The 23,587-nt window shown below is 54.2% G+C and carries 19 protein-coding genes and 2 rRNA genes (1 of these 21 only partly in view); 8 read left to right on the forward strand and 13 right to left on the reverse strand.

Annotated features, from left to right (window positions below):
• Positions 1-43 precede the first annotated feature (43 nt).
• From I6L35_RS05595 to I6L35_RS05605, 3 genes are all read right to left on the reverse strand, one after another.
• Positions 44-679: a LysE family translocator gene (locus I6L35_RS05595; protein WP_058059345.1), complete on the reverse strand. Its 636-nt coding sequence runs from the start codon at positions 677-679 to the stop codon at positions 44-46.
• 40 nt (positions 680-719) lie between these two features.
• On the reverse strand, positions 720-1,541 hold the full coding sequence (locus I6L35_RS05600; protein ID WP_216979748.1) for an AraC family transcriptional regulator: 822 nt from the start codon (positions 1,539-1,541) through the stop codon (positions 720-722).
• Between the two features lie 197 nt (positions 1,542-1,738).
• Positions 1,739-2,950 carry a 3-deoxy-D-manno-octulosonic acid transferase gene (locus tag I6L35_RS05605; RefSeq protein WP_216980247.1) on the reverse strand — a complete coding sequence of 404 codons (1,212 nt, stop codon included), beginning with the start codon at positions 2,948-2,950 and terminating at the stop codon, positions 1,739-1,741.
• A gap of 236 nt (positions 2,951-3,186) precedes the next feature.
• Between I6L35_RS05605 and I6L35_RS05610 the strand changes: the two genes are divergently transcribed.
• The gene (locus tag I6L35_RS05610; protein ID WP_216979749.1) at positions 3,187-4,248 is read left to right on the forward strand and encodes a glycosyltransferase; all 1,062 of its coding nucleotides are present in this window, start codon (positions 3,187-3,189) and stop codon (positions 4,246-4,248) included.
• A 27-nt stretch (positions 4,249-4,275) separates the two neighbouring features.
• On the opposite strand, the gene I6L35_RS05615 is transcribed toward I6L35_RS05610, so the two are convergent.
• The 6 genes from I6L35_RS05615 to rfaD all read right to left on the reverse strand — a co-directional run bounded on the left by I6L35_RS05615 (position 4,276) and on the right by rfaD (position 11,197).
• On the reverse strand, positions 4,276-5,349 hold the full coding sequence (locus I6L35_RS05615) for a glycosyltransferase family 9 protein (RefSeq protein ID WP_216979750.1): 1,074 nt from the start codon (positions 5,347-5,349) through the stop codon (positions 4,276-4,278).
• Positions 5,350-5,357: 8 nt separating this feature from the next.
• Complete coding sequence (locus tag I6L35_RS05620; protein WP_216979751.1) at positions 5,358-6,026, reverse strand: glycosyltransferase family 25 protein; 669 nt, start codon at positions 6,024-6,026, stop codon at positions 5,358-5,360.
• On the reverse strand, positions 6,023-7,228 hold the full coding sequence (locus tag I6L35_RS05625; protein WP_216979752.1) for an O-antigen ligase: 1,206 nt from the start codon (positions 7,226-7,228) through the stop codon (positions 6,023-6,025). Before I6L35_RS05625 ends, I6L35_RS05620 begins: the two co-directional genes overlap by 4 nt.
• A gap of 3 nt (positions 7,229-7,231) precedes the next feature.
• Positions 7,232-8,992 (reverse strand): polysaccharide deacetylase family protein, encoded by a 1,761-nt coding sequence (locus I6L35_RS05630; protein ID WP_216979753.1) that lies wholly within the window; start codon positions 8,990-8,992, stop codon positions 7,232-7,234.
• On the reverse strand, positions 8,989-10,173 hold the full coding sequence (locus I6L35_RS05635) for a glycosyltransferase (protein WP_216979754.1): 1,185 nt from the start codon (positions 10,171-10,173) through the stop codon (positions 8,989-8,991). The genes I6L35_RS05630 and I6L35_RS05635 overlap by 4 nt, the downstream gene beginning before the upstream one ends.
• A gap of 64 nt (positions 10,174-10,237) precedes the next feature.
• A complete protein-coding gene (rfaD, locus tag I6L35_RS05640; RefSeq protein ID WP_021230709.1) occupies positions 10,238-11,197 on the reverse strand; it encodes an ADP-glyceromanno-heptose 6-epimerase in 960 nt (319 codons plus the stop codon).
• A gap of 158 nt (positions 11,198-11,355) precedes the next feature.
• On the opposite strand from rfaD, the gene I6L35_RS05645 reads away from it, so the two are divergent.
• The 5 genes from I6L35_RS05645 (at position 11,356) to I6L35_RS05665 (ending at position 17,411) form a co-directional block, all read left to right on the forward strand.
• Positions 11,356-12,000 carry a TetR/AcrR family transcriptional regulator gene (locus I6L35_RS05645; RefSeq protein ID WP_216979755.1) on the forward strand — a complete coding sequence of 215 codons (645 nt, stop codon included), beginning with the start codon at positions 11,356-11,358 and terminating at the stop codon, positions 11,998-12,000.
• Between the two features lie 115 nt (positions 12,001-12,115).
• Complete coding sequence (locus tag I6L35_RS05650; protein WP_216979756.1) at positions 12,116-13,306, forward strand: glycine C-acetyltransferase; 1,191 nt, start codon at positions 12,116-12,118, stop codon at positions 13,304-13,306.
• Positions 13,307-13,361: 55 nt separating this feature from the next.
• Entirely contained in the window at positions 13,362-14,390 is a 1,029-nt protein-coding gene (gene tdh / locus I6L35_RS05655) for an L-threonine 3-dehydrogenase (protein WP_005340852.1), read from the forward strand.
• 197 nt (positions 14,391-14,587) lie between these two features.
• A complete protein-coding gene (locus tag I6L35_RS05660; protein ID WP_216979757.1) occupies positions 14,588-15,043 on the forward strand; it encodes a cytochrome c5 family protein in 456 nt (151 codons plus the stop codon).
• Positions 15,044-15,128: 85 nt separating this feature from the next.
• Complete coding sequence (locus tag I6L35_RS05665) at positions 15,129-17,411, forward strand: bifunctional diguanylate cyclase/phosphodiesterase (protein ID WP_216979758.1); 2,283 nt, start codon at positions 15,129-15,131, stop codon at positions 17,409-17,411.
• Here I6L35_RS05665 and rep read toward each other — a convergent pair.
• A complete protein-coding gene (rep, locus tag I6L35_RS05670) occupies positions 17,408-19,420 on the reverse strand; it encodes a DNA helicase Rep (protein ID WP_216979759.1) in 2,013 nt (670 codons plus the stop codon). The genes I6L35_RS05665 and rep overlap by 4 nt on opposite strands.
• Before the next feature lie 181 nt (positions 19,421-19,601).
• Between rep and I6L35_RS05675 the strand changes: the two genes are divergently transcribed.
• A complete protein-coding gene (locus I6L35_RS05675) occupies positions 19,602-20,822 on the forward strand; it encodes an aminotransferase class V-fold PLP-dependent enzyme (protein WP_216979760.1) in 1,221 nt (406 codons plus the stop codon).
• 13 nt (positions 20,823-20,835) lie between these two features.
• Positions 20,836-21,270 carry a SufE family protein gene (locus I6L35_RS05680; RefSeq protein ID WP_058056434.1) on the forward strand — a complete coding sequence of 145 codons (435 nt, stop codon included), beginning with the start codon at positions 20,836-20,838 and terminating at the stop codon, positions 21,268-21,270.
• Between the two features lie 21 nt (positions 21,271-21,291).
• Here I6L35_RS05680 and tcdA read toward each other — a convergent pair whose 3' ends face one another.
• The 3 genes from tcdA to I6L35_RS05695 all read right to left on the reverse strand — a co-directional run.
• On the reverse strand, positions 21,292-22,128 hold the full coding sequence (gene tcdA, locus I6L35_RS05685; protein WP_216979761.1) for a tRNA cyclic N6-threonylcarbamoyladenosine(37) synthase TcdA: 837 nt from the start codon (positions 22,126-22,128) through the stop codon (positions 21,292-21,294).
• Between the two features lie 193 nt (positions 22,129-22,321).
• A 5S ribosomal RNA gene (gene rrf, locus I6L35_RS05690) occupies positions 22,322-22,436 on the reverse strand.
• Positions 22,437-22,545: 109 nt separating this feature from the next.
• A 23S ribosomal RNA gene (locus I6L35_RS05695) occupies positions 22,546-23,587 on the reverse strand; it runs 1,848 nt beyond the window's last position.

Raw genomic sequence — 23,587 nt, forward strand, 5'->3', positions numbered from 1 at the left:
GACAGGCAAACCTTGTTGGAGTATAGGCCCATGCGCCGACTCGTCAGGCCACCAGCTCGGCGCCCATGCTCGCCAGAATGGAGAGGCTGACCACCGCAAACAGCACGCCGGTCACCAGATTGAGCGGTCGCTGCACCCGCAGCAGCAGGCGCTGGGCACGATCGGTGGAGAGGCTCCACGCCAGCAGCCCGAACCAGCAGAGGGAGATGATGAAGAGCTCGCCCACCAGCAGGCTGCGGGTCATTCCGTCCACCTCTGGCGTCACCATGGCGGCCAACAGACCGATAAAGAACACCAGCGCCTTGGGGTTAAGCAGGTTGGTGGCAAGGCCAGTGCGCACGCCCCTGCCCCAGCCGCGCAGCTCGTTGGCGGCGCTGGCCATCACGGTACTGCTCTGCTGCCGAGCCGCCATCAGGGCGCCCCACCCCAACCAGCCCAGATAGAGGGCGCCGCAGCACTTGATCACCATAAACAGCAGCGGGTGACTGGCGATCAGCATACTGATCCCGGTCAGGCTCAGGGTGGCGTGCACCATGATCGCCAGCGAGATGCCCAGCGCCGCGCCAAGGGCGGTCGGCCGGTGCAGGCTGGTGCGCAGGATCAGGGCGAAATCGGGGCCGGGGCTGGCCAGTGCAATCAGGTGCATCAGGCCGAGGGTAACGAACAGACTGGTCAGCATAACAACTCTCGCTTTAACGACGGAGAGCCAGCATGGCGGATCAGCGGGGGGCGCGGCTTGTAAAAGATTGCATCTGGGCACGAAATTCGGCGGGTGTCAGACCGAATGCCTGGCGAAAGCCGTGGTGGAAGTGACTCTGATCGAAGAAGCCGACCGCCAGCGCCACCTCGCTCACCGCCATCCCGCTCGCCAGCAGCCGCTTGCCCTGCTCCAGCCGCAGCCGTTTCAGCCAGGCGTAGGGGGTCATGCCGCTGCGCTTCTTGAACTGGCGTAGGAAGGCGAAGCGGTCGAGCCCAACCAGCCCCGCCAGCTCTTCCAGCGAGTGGGGCTCGTCGAGGGCCGCCATCAGGTAGTCGCGCAGAAATCGCAACTGGGGATCCGCCAGCTGGTGTACCTCGGGGGCCAGATGCAGCAGCTCCCCCAGCAGGGCGAGCAGCTGGCTCTCGATCAGCAGGCCATCGGCCTTGGGGTTGTCGAGATAGCCGTGCAGCTGGGCAAAGCCCTGATAGAGGTCGGGGCGGCTCTGCAATCCCTTGTCGAAGAAGGGTTCCGGCTGCTCCGGCAGCCAGAGCGCCAGCTGCTGCGGATCGATGGCGAAGACCCGTACCTCATACCCTTCCGGCAGCAGGCTGAGGCCGTCGTGCACCTCATCCGGGTTGACGGTAGAGAGCACCCCGCGCACCAGATGGTGGCTGTTCCCCTTATGGATAAACTTCTGGCCACCCCGCTGCACCAGCCCGATATGGTAGTCGAGATGGACATGGCGACCGTAGCTGAACGCCCTGTGGTGGGAGTGTGACAGCTCGACCCCCGGCAGGTGCGGGGATTGCCAGTAGCGGATGAGGGAATCGGTGGTATTCATGGGTTATAGATACACCGCAAACAAGCTGAAAGCTTGTAGATTATTGCATTCCGGCTATGCCTTTGCAGCTGGTGCAATGGCCACCAAAGCAGGTCGGCTACGCCACCAGCGATAACCGGCAACCACAACCCGCTTATTGAGCTACGGAAAAGCAAAGGGAGGCATTACGCCTCCCTTCGACTGATCACACAACCCAGTTACTTGGGTTGCAGCTTCATCTCCTGCAAATACTCCTGCACCTGCTGCTTGTAGTCCGCCTGATAGGAGAACTTGGTGCTGTCGCTCGCCGCAATCAGGTTCACAGCGGTGCAGAACAGGGTGGCTGCCAGCAGCCCCTTGCCAACCCACTGAGGATGGTTGCGGCTCCAGCTAACCAGCAACAGCAGGATCGGGAACAGGGCATAGGGGAATATCAGCATCAGGTGCCAATAGTTAAAGATGATGGGCGAGAGCGCCGCACTCACCAGCACAGCCAATACGGCCGCCAGCGCATAGAGGCCGAGCCAGCTCGTGCCGTCCACTGATGCACGGTCGCTGCGCAGCAGACGCGGCTTGAGATCCCGCCACAGTTGCCAGTTGGCCTTGGCCGCCAGCAACACGGTGGCAGAGCCCACCCCGTAGATCACCACCCGCCACAGCCAGACTGCTGTCATCTGCAAATATTCATGACCCGCCAGCCAGATGAACTGGGTGTCGTTGACCAGCTTGCTGGCAAACAGCCAGGAGCCGTAACGCAGCCAGTAGATCACCGATTTCAGCACCGGATAGACATGCACCAGCCCCCATCCGATATAGCGCTGACGCGCTTCGGGATCGACGTTCTGGGTGATATGGCTGTTGCTCATCACTTCCATGGCGTAGGGGATCAGAGATGCACCGATCAGCAGGGCAGCGACCACCACCCCGCTCCAGCTCACCTTGAGGATGCGGCGCCAGAAGAGGTAGGTGGAGATCACAGCCAGCAGCGGCCAGGAGTAGTGCAACTGCATTGCCATACCGATAGCCAGCAGGTGAACAATCATGTGCCAGAATGAGGCCCGATCGCGCATATGCCAGGCCGACCAGCAGTGCATGGCCGAGAAGAGGAAGAGATAGGAGGGGTTGTAGAGCAAACTCTCATACTGGAACCAGGGGTTGAGCCAGCAGAGCACCAGAAACAGCAACCGCGCATTGCCCTTCGATACGGGGTCAACAAACACCTGGCGGATAACCGCATCAAATAGCAGAAAACCGACCAACCGCATCACCAGCAGCAACACCATGGGGGCATAGGGAGAATCCCACAGTAGCAGCGGCCCACCAATCAGCCAGGCCGACAAGCTCCCCGGCACATTGCCCACCGCACTCGCCGCATTGCCATAGCTGAGCCAGACCCCCTCATAGGCTCCAAGGTAACCCTTGTAGAGCATCTGGGTCTGGTCGCCGGTGAGGAGCTGATTAACAGAAAACAACCAGGAGAGCAGCAGCCCGGCAAATATACAGGCCGCGAATAATGCGTTATGGTAGCGCCCACTAAGACCAATCATTGATCCACACCTATTGAAAAAATTGCTAACGACTTTAACAGTTGCCACCTGATTTTGCTCGTTTACGATTCACATTTTTAGTAGATTTACCAGTCAGTTATGAGACCCGCGGAGCAGTTATGACCCCACCAGTTAAAAAGTTTTTATTCATTGTTGAAGACTTGTATGGTGGTGGTGCGGAAAAGGTTCTGCTCAATACCGCATCCTTGCTAAAAGATGCAGGTGTCGATGTTACCTTGTTTACCTTGCGGGAAAAAATAGACCATACGCTACCTGACAACATTCACCCGATTAATCTTGGCATTGTCACAAAGCTGACTAAAGCCATATCCAATGTTGCGGTTGAAAAAATACAAGCATCTCTGATCTTGAAAAAAGTCCAAGAGATCTCGCCTGACGTAATTATCTCATGCTCATGTGACAAAATTACCAGACACCTGCCTGATACACTGAATATTTATTACTGGATCCACGGAAATGTCACCGGCTTTGCCAAAGACAATGCCAAAGGATATGAAAAATTCAAGCGTTTCTATAATGGCAAGAAACTGATCTGCGTATCTCGAGGCATCGCGGACGACATTTTGCACAATGTAAGAGCCACACCAAAATCGTGTCAGGTTATCTACAATCCGTTTGATATCGAGAAAATTCAGGCGTTGGCCGATGAGCCTTTCAACAAGCCATTTGAAAAGTATTTCATCCATGTCGGCACTTTCGAAGAACGAAAACGCCACGATCGTCTCTTGCAGGCATATCAGCTAAGCGGCGTTGCTACGCCACTCGTTCTGATGGGCAAAGGGGAGCGACGCCCTCACATTGAAGCCATGATCGAGGAGATGAACCTTGCCAACAAGGTGAAGATCATCGACTTTCAGAAGAACCCCTACCCCTATATCAAAGCCGCTCAGGCGCTCATCCTGACATCCGATGCTGAAGGGCTGCCAACAGTGCTTATTGAAGCACTTATCTGCCACACACCAGTTATCAGCGTAGATTGTCCATCTGGACCTGCTGAAATATTGACGTTACCACTTGATAAGTTTCTAATACCGCTAGAAGATATCAATGGACTGGCTATGGCAATTAAAGTTGTTGATAATAAAAGAACAATTGTTAATCCAGACAGTTATCGACTTTTTTCTAGTGGAAGTGTAACTAGGAAATTTATATCGCTATGAGCAAGAGTTGGGGTATTCCCCAACTCTCTAGAGATAATCAGCAGACCATTTTTCAAATACCGCTCTAAATTCCGCAATATTTATATAATTCACATCTTGTTGTCCAGACTTTGTTTCTGCATAGATAATACTTGAGCGAGGATTGTTTGGATGCCACTCTACATTTTCTGGCATCCCAAAATTTTCATTGTAAATACCAAGAACCGGTTTATTCAAACCTGTTGCTATATGCACTGTGGCTGTATCTACAGACACCATGCCGGCACAATGCCTTACCTGTGCAAAAAGCGCAGCCAAGGATGGGCTATGATGGTCAATAACGACCCTGGTCGGCTCACAAACACGAGACATGATATATTTAACGTCCTTCTCACGCCCCGGTGGATATAATAGACAAATATTATAGTCTGATGAATCCAACATTGTGTTGACTAGCTCTATAGTTTTCTCAATACTGAAACAACGGGATGTACCGCTACCATATGGATTGAAACACAAAGTTTTATTACTTGGCCACCAAGACTCGACCCTATCTTCATAATCTTCGATATAAGGCACAATATAGCTAGTGTCTGGGTTAACCACACCCATATGCTCCAACAGTACCTTAAATTTTGTTGAAAAGTGCATCCCAGCCGTTTTTTGACCCAGCTTGAGATTAATACAATCAAGCTCATCATCAACCCCGGCTACATGTTTGCTGCCAACTTTAGAAACAAAATAAAGATCTTTCATCTTCATTTTTTGGCTAAAATGCACGAGGTAGTCCACGTTACCCAACTCTTTGGCCAAATTTTTTAGCTCTATATAGCTAGCTCTCTTTGGTATTTCAAAAACACAGTCAAAATTAAAAAAATCTCTGAACAGCGGGGCCATTGTGGGGGTTGTGATAACGTAAACCTTCCTATTTGGAAATTTATTTTTAATCTCCCGTGCCACCCAAGAGGAGACGATTGCATCACCAAGCTTTGCATCCCATCGGACAAAAACAGTGACACCATTTGATGACGAAGTCGCCGATGGGCTACGATCAAATAGCAGGATCCCTAGCTTACGGCGAAGCATATCCCTCCAAAACTGCAAGGATTTAATCACAGTCATCACCTCCATTATTTTTCTATATGCTGACCATAATTCCTGTCATCAATAGTAGACTGAAATAGGCCTACATCCAGACAGCAAGGTTCTACGCCAGCCGCACTCAATTTATTCCACTGCAAGCGGCCAGTAAGATAATCCGCAGGCATTCTAACTGGGTAAGCATGCTGTAAAAGTTTACGAGCACCATTTAAGGATAAAATATATCCAGCTGTGGATATAATACCTCTATTTGATTTTTTACTAGGCCGACAATAACTTGCCAAGCGGTATCCCTCAGGTAGCTTTCGCGTCCAAGGCCATTTCTTTGCCTTCCCATGATGGATAAATATTATATCCGAAGACATTTTCTGTAATGCCACATCAATGATACTTTTGAAATGCATATGAAGATATATGTCATCTTCTAATATAATGGCTTTTTCGATTTTCTTACTCACCATCATCTCATATAATTTAATATGGCTTAGTGCACAACCAACCTCCCCCAAGCTTAGTGAATGGCCACAAAGTTGCTCTGCCAAATTAATATCAACATTAGCCAGGTCCGCATCGCTTAGCTGTTTTCCATCTACAGCGTCCCAAAATGTAAAAGATAATCCCAAGTGAGCCATTTGCTTTTCAATAGCTAAGCGCCGATCATGGCTGCGCAATAAACTAATAACAAAAATAGGAATCATCTAACACCTCTATTATCTTGATTCTGGAGCCAGATAAATAATAACCCCAATGTGTAGAGAAACAATATGTTTTGATGCTCAAAAGGAACATCACTCAAACCATCAATGGCTAAAGAAATTGGTAGTAACACTGCAATTGAAGTTACACCCCAGAGCTTTGCAGCCCACCATATGGGAAGTCCAAAAAATAATAAAATTGCTACACCACCAACAGCACCACGAATAATCAAGTTTTGCATATATTGATTGTGAGAATGAGCTAAAGACGGATGTAGTAATAAAGGAGAGCTAACTCCAGATGCGACTAATGATTTTTTTATGGCATCAAACCCATCCGTACCCACCCCAAAAATGGGAGCGGAGAGAAAACCTTGCCACGCCCCTTGCCAGGCTACCAGACGCAGCCCCCAAGAGGTTCCATAAGAACCTACCTCTGCGTTCTTGAGATCAGAAATACTGGCCTGAACCCGTGCTTGCAGCACATTGCTGTGGTGGTAAAACGCAGTGCTGCCACTCAACAACATAATCAAAAAGATGAAATATTTGAGCGGCTTTTTTATCGATTTGATAAGCACAATCAACCCAATAACGGCTATAAATGCCAGCCAAACACCACGGCTCTGCGAAGCATAGAGACTGTAAAGAGCCATCAAAATAGACAATAATGCTGCCCCTTTCTCCCATCTTGGGAGATATATCTCTTTGCATAATCCCCAAGCCAATAAAGCAATAACCAAAGATGCCTGTGAAAATAGAATTGCATTGGTAAATCCATCAACCCTAGACGCCCCTTGATATTGCTGCCATAGGCTTATACACCCCATACTAATCCCACCAATAATGATGGCGTATTGGCTGATTTTTATAACAATTTCTTTTCTAGGAACCAAAAAACCAAATAAAACGACATACACCAGACTACGCATCACACCATACTGATCACCATGTATAATACGGTTAATAAAGATGAATCCGGCATATCCAAGAAATAGCCATAATATGCGACGATCTTTTAACCCTATATCCCATTTTCTCCATATGATAAGATTAATGAATCCGATCACGATCGAGATTACCAATAAATTAGCAAGGATACTCTTTCCATTTGGCAATAGGAAAAGACCACAAAAAGTAAATGCTAATGTTGTGGAAAATAATATAGTGGTCAGGCGTTCGAACAAGACGCTCATGGCAGATGACATTGATTACTTCCTGAATACATAATTCCCGCGGATCTTGCGCCACAACCCGAATACATCAGTACGTGGGAAGATGGCAATCCGGCGGATCTTAAAAGGGTCCTGGTGCATTGCTTTGGGGCCACTATTGGTAGCGACAGCAAAACGATACCCGGCGGCGATAGCCTGCTCCTTGGCACTCTCGTTCATATCTCCGTAAGGGTAGGCAAACGAGAGCAGCGGATGGCCAAGCAGGGCCTCCAGTTGGCGTTTATTCTCCTGAATTTCATGGGCTTGTTGTTCAGGGGTGAGCTTGCTCAAACGGGGGTGAGTCAGAGTATGACCACCAATTTCCACATGACCGCTGGCAGCCAGCGCCTTGACCTGCTCACCACTCATCAATGAAACCTTGGTATCCGGATTGGTCGGATGCTCCACATCCCAACGGTTATAGCCTTCACCGGTAACCACGTACACCACGGCTTTATAACCATATTTTTCCAGCAGCGGCAGCATGCGGGTCAGATTGTCCTGATAGCCATCATCGGCAGTGATCATCAGGTACTTCTTGCCGTATTGCAGACGGTGGATAAAACCTTTGTCCGCCAAATCGCGGAAAGTCAGGGTTTCGTAGCCTAGCCACTTCATCAGTCGCAGATGCTTCTCGAACATGGCGATCGGCATCCAGGTGCCGTGCACTCCTTTCTCGCTATCCTGCTCGATAAAGCGGTGGTACATGATGATCGGCATCTCCCGGCGCAGGGTTTCGACTACGGCATCCTGATAGATGGTTTCGAGGCCAGATACTACCCCCTGCAAGCCATACTCATCCTGAATGCGTTGGCGAATGACTTCCGGCACCGTCTTGCTGGCCAGGGCAGATGCGATCTCTCCCTTCAGGGCCGCAAAATCAATGGCCAGATCCTTGGGTCCAATGTCACCGAAGTTGCTAGCCAGCGCTTCATCCAGATTCTGTTCAGTCACCAGACCGATTGCCCTGGCTTCACCAATGGCAAAGGCGGGCCGACCACAGAGCAGTGCTTCCATCGCCACCCGACCGGCACCAATCACCAGATCGCAACTCGCCAGCAGAGCGGGCACATCATCGACATAACCGACAAACTCGGCGCGACCTTCGAAACGGGCAAAGCGCTCCGGCACCTTGGTACCGCTGACAATCCGCACCCGACAGGCATCCAGATCAAGCACTTCGTCGAGCAGGCGGTAACAGAGCTCCCCTTTGGGGCCGCTCAGGCGCCCAATGATGGCGATCACCGGCTTTGGGTTGTCCGGCGCAGGCACAGGCTGGAATTTGTCGGTTTCGATACCGTTGCGCAGCACCTGCACGATCGCGGGATCGACCCCCAGATTGTCGACTATCTGATGGGCAATACCCTCACAAACGGCAACCGCCCGATAGCCGAGGGCATGGAAGGCTTTACGCGAAGCGTGCACCGGCTGGCGACCATGCACCGTGGTAATCATCGGGGTGCCAGTCAACTTGCAAGCCACATAACTGCTCCAGCCGGAGGCGCGGGAGTGAGCATGCACCAACTGAATATGGTGTTTCTTGATGAGGTATATAAGGTAAAAGACGTGCCAGAAGCGTCGCAGAATGCTGCGTTTGTTGAATCTCAGCGTGAAGACGGGGCCAAGAGTCGGTTTGGTCAGGGTGTCTGAAACGTAAAAAACATTGTGACCACGACGAGTCAGTTCGTTACCGACCGTAGTGGCATAGACCTCAGCTCCCGTTACCTCGAGCTGGGAGAGTGCCATCAATATATTCATCCTGTGCGCCCTCCGCCAAAAATACCCGAACATATCACACAATGGGAAGAGTGTTTGCTCTCACCATCCAATAACTGCTCGATCTGTCTCATACTCTCCCGCAGATTGAAAATCTTGGCTCGCTCCTTCGATAAGGAACTATATGTTGATAGCATCTTTTTATTTTCAACCATTTGGCGTATTGCCAATGCCAGCGCATGTTCATCCCCGACAGGAACAAGAACACCATATTTTCCACCATCAAGAGCTTCATTAGGTCCAGTACAATCTGTTGACACAATGGCCTTTCCCAACGCCATCGCCTCAACGAGTACAACTGGATAACCCTCATAGTATGAAGACATGACAAATAGATCACTAGCAGCAAGAAATGGATATGGATTTTCTTTGAATCCAAGTAAACTTGTACTGCTACCAATATTATTGTTTTTTATAAATAACTCGAGCCCCGCTCTATCATCACCCTCCCCTAAAATAGTAAGGTGATAATTAGCTCCGGCATCAATATTTATCTTATGAGCAGAAAGTAATATATCAAATCCTTTTTGGGCATTGCATAACCGTCCAATAGCAATAACTTTTATTTTCCCTTCACTCGTAATAGGCTCATGACTCTTCTGCATTATGCCATCGATATCAACAGGGTTATAAACCACATGAGTATATGATTTCACCTCAGGATACAAATTCAATAATGCATCTTGTGCACCTTTAGAGACACAAACAATCTCATCCATTTCCTTATAAACTTTTCGTTCAACTTTCCTGGGAAGAATTTGATGACATATCAAGTCTATATGGACCCACGCTATTTTTCGTACAATAGCATTCAGGTGGGATAACAACAGCGAGCTATTGCCTTCCAAAAATGCCACACCGACATCATATCGTTCGCTAAATATGAAACTGGCCAAGCATTTGGTATTGACAACAAAATTCCACCAACGTTTTTTAATAGAAAATAAAATTTTCCGCTGAAACCACCCCGATGGTTCGGTCGGCAATAGAAATTTTACTGTTACATTTTTGGGGACCTGAGATAAATATACACCCTCACGCCTCAATAAAAGCAAAGTTATAGCGTACTTACTAAAATCCAAACGCTTAAGCGTTTCAATAAGGACCTTTTCGGCGCCTCCTCCGCCCAATGTTTCCATTATAAATAAAACTTTTTTCTTCATGCTTACCACATAGAAAATAATGAAAAAGCCGCCTGATTGGCGGCCATTCCGCAAGAGCGAATAATTAAGCCCGGTTGAGCCAGGCCATGTAATCCGCTACCCCTTCGGCAACGGTTTTAAACTCGGCGTCATAACCCACGCTGCGAAGCTTGGTCATGTCAGCCTGGGTGAAGCTCTGATAGCGACCCTTGAGGTGATCCGGGAAGGGAATGTACTCGATGGCCCCCTTCTGATGATGCTTGATCACTGCTTCGGCCACGTTCTGGAACGGCTCGGCACGGCCGGTACCGCAGTTGAAGATGCCGGAGTGTTGCGGGTTCTGCCAGAACCAGAGGTTTACCTTGCAGACGTCGTCAATATAGATGAAGTCACGCATCTGACCACCGTTCGGGAAGCCATCGCAACCTTCGAACAGCTTGGGATTCTCGCCCTTCTTCACCTGGGTATTGAGATGGAAGGCAACGGAGGCCATGGAGCCTTTGTGCTGCTCGCGCGGGCCGTAGACGTTGAAGTACTTCAAACCGACTACCTGAGAGTTGATCTCCGGCATCCAGCGGCGCACGTACTGGTCAAACAACTGCTTGGAGTAGCCGTAGACGTTGAGCGGCTGTTCGAACTTGGGATCTTCGATGAAGTTGTCGTTGCGGCCACCGTAGGTCGCGGCAGAAGAGGCGTAAATGAACGGAATTTCACGCTCGATGCAGTAGTGGAACAGATCCTTGGAGTACTCGTAGTTGACCTCCATGATGAACTTGCCGTTCCATTCGGTGGTGGCAGAGCAGGCGCCTTCGTGGAAGATCACCTCGATACCGTTGTCCCACTCTTCAAACTCGTCGCCGGAGACGATGCGAGCCTGAAACTCGTCCTTGTCCATGTAGTCAGCGATGGTCAGATCGACCAGGTTGACGAACTTGGTGCCGTCGGTCAGGTCATCAATGACCACGATATCGGTCCGTCCTTGAGCGTTCAGCTGCTTGACCAGATTGCTGCCGATAAAGCCAGCACCGCCAGTTACTACGATCATGGAGTTTGCCTCTCGTACGTTGATGGCTACATGTGACTGCTTGTTAAAGCTGTGTATAGTGAGCCAATTTGAAATTGCCGAAAAGTTTATCACGGGCCGTCCGGGGATTCGACCTTGTTCAAAACTGCCCCGAGCGGAACCTGTTGGAGGAATGAGTGATGAAAACCAGAGACAGGATCATTCACAGCGCGACCGAGCTGTTCAACGATCAGGGTGAACGCAACATCACCACCAACCATATTGCGGCGCACATGGGTATCAGCCCGGGCAACCTCTACTACCACTTCCGCAATAAAGAAGACATCATCCACTCCATCTTCGATCAGTATGCCCGTCACCTGAGCGAGAGCTTCGTGCCGACCCGCAACCGTGAAATCACCCTGCAGGATCTGATGGGCTATCTGGATGCCATCTTCTATCTGATGTGGCAGTTCCGCTTCTTCTACGCCAACCTGCCGGACATCCTGAGCCGTGACGAACCGCTGCAGCAGAAATACCTCAAGGCCCAGGAGCAGATGCGCTCCTCCGTGGTCGCGCTGCTCAAAAGCCTGCGCGAAGGGGGCATCATAGATGTCAGCGATGAAGACCTGCCGGATCTGGGCCAGACCATCAAGATGGTGGTGACCTGCTGGATCCCCTTCCAGATTGCCCAGGCCCCCAACACCCGCATCACCAAACCGCTGCTCTATCAGGGCGTGTTGAAGGTGCTATTTCTGCTGCGCCCCTATGTGCAACCCCAGGTGGCCGGACAGATCCAGCAGCTGGAGCAGCACTACCGCCTGCTGGCCCAACCAGCTGGGTGAGATCTGTTTCACATTTGTTGAATATCAGCACAATCATTTGAATTTACCGCAACAGATTGCAGTAAAATGTCGCCCTCTGTTGATACGCAGCTGAAATAGCCACTAAGGATCGAGGATGTCTAACGGATTCTATCGTCACCTGACCGAGCAACTGAACCAGGTGCAAGCTGAAGGGTTGTACAAGCAGGAGCGCATCATCACCTCCGCCCAGCAGGCCAGCATCGCCGTCGGCGGTGAGCAGGTACTGAACTTCTGTGCCAACAACTATCTGGGGCTGGCCAACCACCCGGATCTGATCGCTGCCGCCCATCAGGGACTCGACAGCCACGGCTTCGGCATGGCCTCGGTGCGCTTCATCTGTGGCACCCAGGACCAGCATAAAGCGCTGGAGCAGAAGATGTCTGCCTTCCTCTGCACCGAAGACACCATCCTCTACTCCTCCTGTTTCGATGCCAATGGCGGTCTGTTCGAGACCCTGTTCGGCGCCGAAGATGCCATCATCTCCGATGCCCTCAACCACGCCTCCATCATCGACGGCGTGCGGCTGTGCAAGGCCAAGCGTTATCGCTACGCCAACAACGACATGGCCGAGCTGGAAGCCCAGCTCAAGCAGGCTGACGCCGATGGCGCCCGCTTCAAGCTGATCGCCACCGACGGCGTCTTCTCCATGGATGGGGTCATCGCCGACCTCAAATCCATCTGCGATCTGGCGGACAAATACGATGCGCTGGTGATGGTGGATGACTCCCACGCCGTTGGCTTTATCGGCGAGAATGGTCGTGGCACCCACGAATATTGCGGCGTGATGGATCGGGTCGACATCATCACCGGCACCCTGGGCAAGGCGCTCGGCGGCGCATCCGGCGGCTATACCTCCGGTAAGAAAGAGGTGATCGACTGGCTGCGTCAGCGCTCCCGCCCTTACCTCTTCTCCAACTCGCTGGCCCCCTCCATCGTTGCCGCAACTATCAAGGTGATCGACATGCTGGCGGAAGGTCACGACCTGCGCGCACGTCTGAAAGAGAACAGCCGTTACTTCCGCGAGCGGATGAGCGCCGCTGGCTTCACTCTGGCAGGCGCCGACCACGCCATCATTCCGGTGATGCTGGGGGATGCCAAACTGGCCTCCGAAATGGCAAGCCGCATGCTGGCAGCCGGCATCTATGTGGTGGGCTTCTCCTTCCCGGTCGTGCCCAAGGGTCAGGCGCGCATTCGCACCCAGATGTCTGCCGCTCATACCCGCGAGCAGCTGGACAAGGCGATCGACGCCTTTATCCGCATCGGCCGTGAACTCGGCGTTATCTGATTTGAATCAAGGGGCTGCAGCCCCTTTTTTCTGCATTCATATTGAAGGAACAGCCATGAAAGCACTCTCCAAACTGCACAAAGAGGTCGGCATCTGGATGACGGATGTACCGGCTCCCGAGCTCGGCCACAACGATCTGCTGATCAAGATCCGCAAAACCGCCATCTGCGGCACCGACATCCATATCTACAACTGGGACGAGTGGTCCCAGAAGACCATTCCGGTACCCATGGTGGTCGGCCACGAATATGTCGGCGAAGTAGTCGCCATCGGTCAGGAGGTGCGCGGCTTCGCCATCGGCGATCGGGTCTCCGGCGAAGGGCACATCACCTGCGGTCACTGCCGCAACTGCCGCGCCGGGCGCACTCACCTGTGCCGCAACACCATTGGTGTTGGCGTCAACCGTCCAGGTGCTTTTGCCGAATATCTGGTGATCCCCGCGTTCAACGCCTTCAAGCTGCCGGACAATATCCCGGACGAGCTGGCTGCCATCTTCGACCCGTTTGGCAATGCGGTGCACACCGCCCTCTCCTTCGATCTGGTGGGTGAAGATGTGCTCATCACCGGGGCTGGCCCCATCGGCATCATGGCCGCCGCCGTCTGCCGCCATGTGGGTGCGCGCCACGTGGTGATCACCGACGTCAACGAATACCGGCTGGAGCTGGCCCGCAAGATGGGCGCCACCCGCGCGGTCAACGTGGCCAAGGAGAAGCTGGCCGACGTGATGAGCGAGCTGGGCATGACCGAAGGGTTCGACGTGGGGCTGGAGATGTCCGGCGTCCCGAGCGCCTTCCAGGAGATGCTCGACAAGATGAACCACGGCGGCAAGATCGCCATGCTTGGCATCCCCCCCTCCACCATGGCCATCGACTGGAACAAGGTGATCTTCAAGGGGCTGTTTATCAAAGGGATCTATGGCCGCGAGATGTTCGAGACCTGGTACAAAATGGCCAGCCTGATCCAGTCCGGGCTGGATCTCTCCCCCATCATCACCCACAGATTCCACATCGACGAATTCCAGCAGGGGTTCGATGCGATGCGCTCCGGCCACTCCGGCAAGGTGATCCTGAGCTGGGATAAATAACCCTTTTCACCCTTTGGTTACTCGAAACCCGGCGAATGCCGGGTTTCTTTTTATCTCCACCACCAGAATTGCCGTGATATCGCCCAAAACTTTGTACGCAGAGTGTTTAACACTTCACACACAAGCGTTTAAATGGCTGTAACTATTCGGTTATAATCCCGTCGTTTACATGGATAATAAAAGACTGCTGGGAGTATATGAGCGTGTTGAAAAAACTGAGCTATTTGCTGGCTGTCGGGATGACGGCCGCCAGCTTGTCTGGGGCAGTGCTTGCTGCCGATGAGATGTCACCGGAGGCTATTGCCGAGCGGATCAAACCGATCGGTCAGGTCTACACCGCCAAGGATCTGGAAGGTATTGCCGGCGCGGGTGCTGCACCTGCTGCGACCGCCTCTTCCGGTCCCCGCGATGGCGAAACGGTATACAAGGGCGCCTGCTTTGCCTGTCACGACACCGGCGCTGCCGGTGCCCCCAAACGGGGTGACAAGACAGCCTGGGAACCACGCGTCGCCCAGGGCATTGATACTCTCAAGAAACATGCCATTGAAGGCTTTACCGGCAAGTCCGGCATGATGCCTCCACGCGGCACTTGTGCGAACTGCAGCGACGAAGAGATTGAAAACGCCATTCACTACATGACTGACAACCTCTAAGTATTTGAAAGGGCCGCAATTGCGGCCCTTTCAATCTATCGGCTTCCGACTACTCTTGTAGGGTAGGCATAGTCGGGAGTTGCTCATGTCGCCCCATTCCACCGAATCCCACTACTCAACTCCTCTGCTGGCGTTGGTCTCTGCCATTATGGATTTTCCGGCTCCCCCTACAGCGCAGAGCAGCGATTATGATGATCTGATAAAGCAGATAAACCAGCTCTGCCCGTTGCAGCATTTCGGCATGCTGGGCCTCTCCGACAGTGGTCTGAACTGGCTCTACGCCTACAAAATCAGCGATACCTTCAAGCAACAACTGGGGCGGGAGCAGTCCCGCATCACCGATCAGCTCACCCAGCTCGATGAGGCCGAAGGGTGGTGCGTCTTTCCTATCGAACATGGTCAGGTGCAGTGGCTGCTGGCTCGCGGCGAACCATCCGACCTGCCCACATTACGCCTGCTGCTGGAGTGTCTATCCAAACGGCTGACCGAAACCCAAGCGGGCTCCCATCTCACCGAGCTGCCTTCGCCGCTGATCCGCAAAGACCCGAACTGGAAAAAGAAAATCGAGAGCATCAGCCGCATCATGCGACTGGCCAACACCCTGCCCGGTCAGGCGCTCTTCTCCCAGCTGGAGGCGGTGCTGCGCCAGATGCTCGCCATTGAGGATATGCTGCTGGTCAGGCTCCACAGCCATACGCTTGAGAAGATTTATCCCGCACATCCTCGTCAAAGCGACGAATTCATCAGCGGTTTGTGCCACAGCACCAGCAATATCGAGGTCAACAGGGAGGCAACCTACTGGCACAGCATGCCGCTACGGCTGCAACAACAGTACTTCGCCCACTTCATCATCAGCACCGCGCAACCGCTGGAGACAGACGACAAGCTGTTTCTCGACTTCCTGCGTGGCCAGCTCACCCTGCTGTTGGAGCTGAAGCGGATCCGCCAGCAGCTTAACGACATCAATAGTGAAGACTCCATCAACCAGCGGCTGCAACAGCTGCGTCAGACCAACCTCAGGCTGCAAAAGCAGCTCAAGCAGCATCAGGAGCTGGAACGGCGGCTGCAATTCGATGCGCTTCACGACCCGCTGACCCAGCTACCGAACCGGGCACTGTTGATGAACCACCTCAATCAAGCCATGACCCACTACAACCGCTACAAGTCACCGGGGTTTGCGGTGATCTTCATCGATGTGGATCACTTCAAGCAGATCAATGACACCCTGGGCCACAGTGCTGGTGATCAGCTGCTCAAGGAGGTAAGCCGCCGCCTCCAGACCTGCATCCGGCAAAACGATATGGTGGCCAGATTGGGGGGCGACGAGTTCGTCATCTATCTCGATAGCAGCAAACATGAAGATGACATCAGCCCGGTGCTCAACCGTATCATCAGCCGCCTCTCCTATCCGTTCCGGCTGCTTGGCAATGAGCTGAGTATTACCGTCAGCCTGGGGGTATCGAGTGTGTCCGAACAGACATCGGATATCAGCCAGTTACTCCACCAGGCCGATCTGGCCATGTACCAGGCCAAACGCAATGGCCGCAGCCGCATCGTCAGCTACTCGGATGATTGCATCAACCAGAACTGGAATTCGCCGGAAGAGATGCTGGCTCGGGCCCTGCGGGAAGGGCGTATCGTCCCCTACTACCAGCCAGTTATCAGGCTACAGGATAGCCGTCTGACCGGGCTGGAGGTAATGGCGCGCTGGCTGACCGAAGAGGGCATTCTCAAGGATGCATTCGACTTTATTCCGCTCGCGGAGCAGTGTGGCCTTATTCTGGAGCTGGATTATCAGATCCTGCGCCACACCTGCCAGCAACTGAAAGTGTGGCTGCCAATCTCGGGCCAGAGCAAGTTCAAGGTCGCCATCAACCTCTCCGGCAAACATCTGGTCAACCATGATCACATCATGCGGTTGGTGGACATTATCGATGAGGAGGGGATAGCACCAGGCTATCTGATCTTTGAATTCAACGAGCGGGAGCTGTCGCGGCAGGATTCCGATGCGCTGGCCTCCCTGCATGAGCTGAGAGCCAAGGGTATCCAGATCAGCCTCGATGATTTCGGCACCGGCTTCTCCTCCCTCAACGCCCTGTTCCATTTCCCGGTAGATTACATCAAGGTGGATGACAGCTTTACCCAGCGGATGCTGCAGTCCCCCAAAGATCTGGCGCTGATCCGCGCCATGCGGGATATCTGTCAGGATCTCGATTACACCCTTGTGGTTGAAGGCATTGAGAACCAGCAGCAGTTACAGAAGCTGATAGATATCGGCTGCCGGATGGGGCAAGGACGCTATATATCTCCCCCCATGCCGGGAGCAGACATCATTCCACTGCTATCCCCCGGCAACGCAACCTCCTAATCTTTCTTGAACATGGCGCGCAGATTGGCCACAGCCATCTGCCCCTTCTGCTGGCGCTCCTCGGCAGTCACCTTCTTCTGGTTTTCCCATTCAAGATCATCCTGCGGCAGCTCCAGCAGGAAGCGGCTCGGCTCCGGACGTACCGACTCGCCAAACTGGCGTCGCTCCTTGCAGAGGGTGAAGGTAAGCTCGGTCTGAGCACGAGTGATACCCACGTAGGCGAGACGCCGCTCCTCCTCCACGTTATCCTCGTCGATACTGGTCTGGTGAGGCAACAAACCCTCCTCCATCCCCACCATGTAGACATAGGGGAACTCCAACCCCTTGGAGGCATGCAGGGTCATTAACTGCACCTGATCGGCATCATCCTCCCCTTCGTTGCGCTCCATCATGTCGCGCAGGGTGAGGCGAGTGACCACCTGAGCCAGCGTCATCGACTCCTCCAGCTCATCCCCTTCCAGCATCTCGGTGATCCAGCGATAGAGGGTGGAGACGTTCAGCATCCGCATTTCGGCCGCTTTCGGGCTGGGGGAGGTCTCGTATAGCCACTCTTCGTAGTGGATCTCCTTGATCATGTCCCGCACCGCCTCCACCGGATTGCCGCGCAGCGCTTGATCGCCAAGGCGAACCAGCCAGTTGGTAAAGGCCTGTAATGCAGTGAGGCCACGGCCGGAGAGGTGCTGCTCCAGCCCCAGCTCGAAGCTGGCGGCAAACAGGCTCTTGCCCCGCTGATTGGCGTATTGGCCGAGCTTTTCGAGGGTAGTGGGGCCAATCTCGCGGCGCGGCAGGTTGACCACCCGCAGGAAGGCAGTGTCCTCATCCGGATTCACCAGCAGCTTGAGGTAGGCCATGATGTCCTTGATCTCGGTGCGGGAGAAAAACGAGGTGCCGCCGGAGATACGGTAAGGAATCCGGTTGGTCATCAGCGCCTTTTCGAAGATGCGCGACTGATGGTTGCCCCGATAGAGGATGGCGTAATCCTTGAACCGGGTGCGGTTCATGAACTTGTGGCCCATCATCTCGGCGGCGATCCGCTCCGCTTCGTGCTCCTCGTTCTTGGCGAACAGCACCTTGAGCTTCACCCCTTCATCCAACTCGGAGAAGAGCTCCTTGTCATAGACGTGCGGGTTGTTGGCGATCAGGATGTTGGCGCACTTGAGGATCCGCCGCTTGGAGCGGTAGTTCTGCTCCAGCTTGATGAGCCGCAGGTTCGGAAAGTCTTCGCTCAGTAGCACCAGATTCTGCGGCTTGGCACCGCGCCACGAGTAGATGGACTGGTCGTCGTCCCCCACCACGGTAAAACGGGCCCGCTCGCCGACGATCTGCTTCACCAGCTCGTACTGGCTGGTATTGGTGTCTTGGTACTCATCGACCAGCAGATAGCGGATCTTGTTCTGCCAGCGCTCACGCACCTCCTGATTGCTCTTGAGCAGCAGGGTGGGCATCACGATAAGGTCGTCAAAATCCAGCGCGTTATAGGCCACCATCTGGCGGTGATAGCGCTCATAGAGCTGAGCCATCAGCACCTCTTCGGGCCCGCGGGCGATACGCATCGCGCGGGCAGGCAGAATAAGGTCATTCTTCCAGTTGGAGATTTGGCTGATAAGGGCCGAGAGCTTGTCCTTGTCGTTGTCGAGCTCGTCTTCAGTCAATTCTTTCAACAGCGCCAGCTGGTCGGTGTCGTCGAACAGGGAGAAGTTCGCCTTGAGATTCAGGCTCTTGTGCTCCCGGCGGATGATCTCGAGCCCCAGAGTATGGAAGGTGGAGACCATCAGCCCCCGCGCTTCCTTGCGACCCAAAGTCTGGCCAACCCGCTCCTTCATCTCCCGTGCAGCCTTGTTGGTAAAGGTAACTGCGGCGATGTTGCGAGCGTTGTAGCCGCACTGCTGCACCAGATAGGCAATCTTGTTGGTGATGACGCGGGTCTTGCCCGATCCGGCACCCGCCAGCACCAGGCAAGGGCCGGAAACATACTTGACCGCTTCGTTCTGATTGGGGTTGAGCTTCATGGGCCGGATCTCTTGGCTTATGATGAGGGGCGGCATTGTACCAGAAATCACCCGATGAGCCGTACCTGCTGCACAGCAGGCAGCCGCTCATCGGGCTTATCGCACCTTGTGTTCGGGCGCTATTTTCAGGATCATGGCCGACCTTTCGAGATGATGACTTTTTCCGGATGATGAGGGGAGCATGAATCAGCAACAGCACGACCAACTGCGCAGCCAGTTTCCGGCCTTGGCGCAGGAGGTAAACGGCCACCCTCTGGTCTATCTGGACAACGCCGCCACCACTCAGAAACCGCAAGCGGTACTGGATGCCATCGCTCACTACTATGGGGCCGACAACGCCAACGTGCACCGCGCCGCCCACGCCCTGAGTGGCCGTGCCACCCGCGCCTTCGAAGCGGCCCGCGAGACGGTCGCCCGCTTTATCAATGCGTCTCGCAGCCACGAAGTGATCTGGACCCGTGGCACCACGGAGGCGATCAATCTGGTGGCCCAGAGCTGGGGGATGAGCGAGCTCAAGGCGGGGGACGAAATTATCCTCAGTACGCTGGAGCACCACGCCAATATCGTCCCATGGCAACTGGTCGCCCAGCGTACCGGCGCGGTGATCCGGGTGATCCCCCTCGATGAGCGGGGCCATCTCGATCTGGCCGCCTATCACGCCATGCTGGGGCCACGCACCCGGCTGGTGAGCGTGGCCCACGTCTCCAATGCCCTCGGTACCGTCAATCCAGTCAAAGAGATAGTGGCTGCCGCCAAGGCAGTCGGCGCTCTGACCCTGATCGACGGTGCTCAGGCGGTGGCTCATCTCGACATCGATGTGCAAGCCATCGGTTGCGACTTCTACGCCTTCTCCGGCCACAAGCTCTATGGCCCGACCGGCATCGGTGTGTTGTGGGGCCGCACCGAGCTATTGGAGCGGATGCCGCCCTGGCAAGCCGGTGGCGAGATGATCGATCGGGTCAGTTTCAGCGGCACCACCTTCAATACCCTGCCTTTCAAATTCGAGGCGGGCACCCCCCATATCGCTGGCGCTATCGGCCTCGCCGCCGCCATCGACTTTGTGATGGCGCAAGATAGGGAATGGCTCGCCCAACATGAGCAGGCACTGACCGACTATCTGGTAGCTGGCCTGCAACAGGTGCCGGGGTTGCGTCTGGTCGGCGAACCCGGCCAACGCGCCGGTGCGGTCTCTTTCCTGCTCGACGACATCCACCCGCAAGATGCTGCTACCCTGCTCGACATGCAGGGTATCGCCCTGCGAGTCGGCCATCACTGCGCCATGCCGCTGATGGAATCGCTCGGGATCGGCGGCACCATGCGCGCCTCGCTGGCTTGCTACAACAATCGGGACGATGTCGACGCCCTGCTGGCCGCCCTGCACAAACTCTGTGACTTCTTCTAAGGCAGACAACCGAATGAGTGACCTCGCAAGCTATACCCAGATTGGCCTTGAGCCCAACGCCGACACCATCCGCCAGCAGTTTGCCGCCGCCCACGGCTGGGAGAACCAGTACCGGCTCATCATCCAGCTCGGCAAGCAGCTGCCAGCGCTACCCGCCGAATGGCAGCAGGAGGAGTTCCGCCTCAAGGGGTGTGAAAGCCAGGCCTGGCTGAAGGGAGAACAAAGCGAGGATGGCTGCTGGCACTTTGCCTGTGATTCCGATGCCCGCATCGTGCGTGGCCTCATCGTCATCGTGCTGGCAGCACTCAACCACCAATCGTCTGCGGCGATCCAGGCATTTGATATGGAAGGGTATTTCACCGAACTGGGACTTGAGAAACACTTGAGCCCGTCACGAGGTAACGGGCTCAGAGCGATCGTACTGGCGATCCGGGAACAGGCTGTCTAACCCGCTCTGTTCAGTGGTCGATTAGGCTTCGCCAATCGACCCTACTTCTTCATTCCCGGCCTCTTTCTCGGCGCGGGCCCCCCGCTCGGCAATCTTCTTCAATACCCGGGACGCGGCAACCAGCCCAAAGGTTGCCGTCACCGGCGTCACGGCGCCAAAACCGGAGGCGCAATCCATCTTCATGGTGCCATCGCTGGTCGCTTTGGCCTGACAGGTGCCACCATTACCATCCGGATAACTCAGCTGCTCGGTTGAGAAGACACACTCCACCCCGAATTTGCGCGCCGGATTCTTGCTGAAGTTGTGCAACCGGCGCAGGTCGGAGCGCACTTTCGCAGCGAGCGGATCCTGAATGGTCTTGGCCAAATCGGCCACGGTGATTTGGGTCGGATCCATCTGCCCGCCGGCACCACCCGCGACGATCACCGGGATCTTGTTGCGCTTGCAGAAGGCAATCAGCGCCACCTTGGCCTTGACCGAGTCGATGGCGTCCACCACATAGTCAAACTCCCGCTTGATATGCTCGGCCAGGTTATCGGCGGTGACGAAATCGTCCACCTCGATCACTTCGCAATCCGGATTGATGGCGCGAATGCGCTCGGCCATCACCTCGGTCTTGAGGCGACCAACCGTCCCCTGCATAGCGTGGATCTGGCGATTGGTGTTGGTGATGCATATATCATCCATGTCGATCAGGGTGATCTGGTTGATACCGGCGCGGGCCAGCGCCTCGGCCGCCCAGGAGCCCACGCCGCCGATCCCCACCACACAGACCTTAGCCTGGCTAAAGGAACGAAGGACGTTCTGACCATAAAGACGGGCAATGCCCCCGAATCGCTGTAGATATTCTGCTTTCATACCACCACCTTGCTTGAGGGCGGCCATTATAACGACAACCAACGCCAGCGGCGATGGCAGAACCGGAGAAAATAGGGGAGGAAAAACAGGGAAAACGGCAGAGAAGAGGGAATAAAAGGTCAATATTAAGGCGATTTACTGAATTGTAGGCAATAAAAAACCCCGTTCGATGAGCGGGGTTCTTAAATTGGGTGCCTGGCAGTGTCCTACTCTCGCATGGCGAATGCCACACTACCATCGGCGCTACCGCGTTTCACTTCTGAGTTCGGCATGGGATCAGGTGGTTCCACGGCGCTATGGCCGCCAGGCAAATTCTTCAATCCAGAAAGCTGACGTGAATAACGACTGAGTCATTATCACTGAATTAGTAGTTCGCTTAGGTTTGCTACAAGCCTTAGAACACTTCTTGGGTGTTGTATGGTTAAGCCTCACGGGTAATTAGTATGGGTTAGCTCAACACGTCGCCGCGCTTACACACCCCACCTATCAACGTTGTGGTCTCCAACGGCCCTTTAGGACCCTCAAGGGGTCAGGGATGACTCATCTCAGGGCTCGCTTCCCGCTTAGATGCTTTCAGCGGTTATCGATTCCGAACTTAGCTACCGGGCAGTGCCACTGGCGTGACAACCCGAACACCAGAGGTTCGTTCACTCCGGTCCTCTCGTACTAGGAGCAACTCCCTTCAATCATCCAACGCCCACGGCAGATAGGGACCGAACTGTCTCACGACGTTCTGAACCCAGCTCGCGTACCACTTTAAATGGCGAACAGCCATACCCTTGGGACCGACTTCAGCCCCAGGATGTGATGAGCCGACATCGAGGTGCCAAACACCGCCGTCGATATGAACTCTTGGGCGGTATCAGCCTGTTATCCCCGGAGTACCTTTTATCCGTTGAGCGATGGCCCTTCCATTCAGAACCACCGGATCACTATGACCTACTTTCGTACCTGCTCGACCTGTCCGTCTCGCAGTTAAGCTGGCTTATGCCATTGCACTAACCTCCTGATGTCCGACCAGGATTAGCCAACCTTCGTGCTCCTCCGTTACTCTTTGGGAGGAGACCGCCCCAGTCAAACTACCCACCAGGCACTGTCCGCGAGCCCGATTCAGGGCCCTGCGTTAGAACATCAAACATACAAGGGTGGTATTTCAAGGACGGCTCCAGCGCAACTGGCGTCACGCCTTCAAAGCCTCCCACCTATCCTACACATGTAGGTTCAATGTTCAGTGCCAAGCTGTAGTAAAGGTTCACGGGGTCTTTCCGTCTAGCCGCGGGTACACCGCATCTTCACGGCGAATTCGATTTCACTGAGTCTCGGGTGGAGACAGCATGGCCATGGTTACACCATTCGTGCAGGTCGGAACTTACCCGACAAGGAATTTCGCTACCTTAGGACCGTTATAGTTACGGCCGCCGTTTACCGGGGCTTCGATCAAGAGCTTCGCTTGCGCTAA

The sequence above is a fragment of the Aeromonas sp. FDAARGOS 1405 genome (assembly GCF_019048265.1).
Classification (GTDB): domain Bacteria; phylum Pseudomonadota; class Gammaproteobacteria; order Enterobacterales; family Aeromonadaceae; genus Aeromonas; species Aeromonas veronii_A.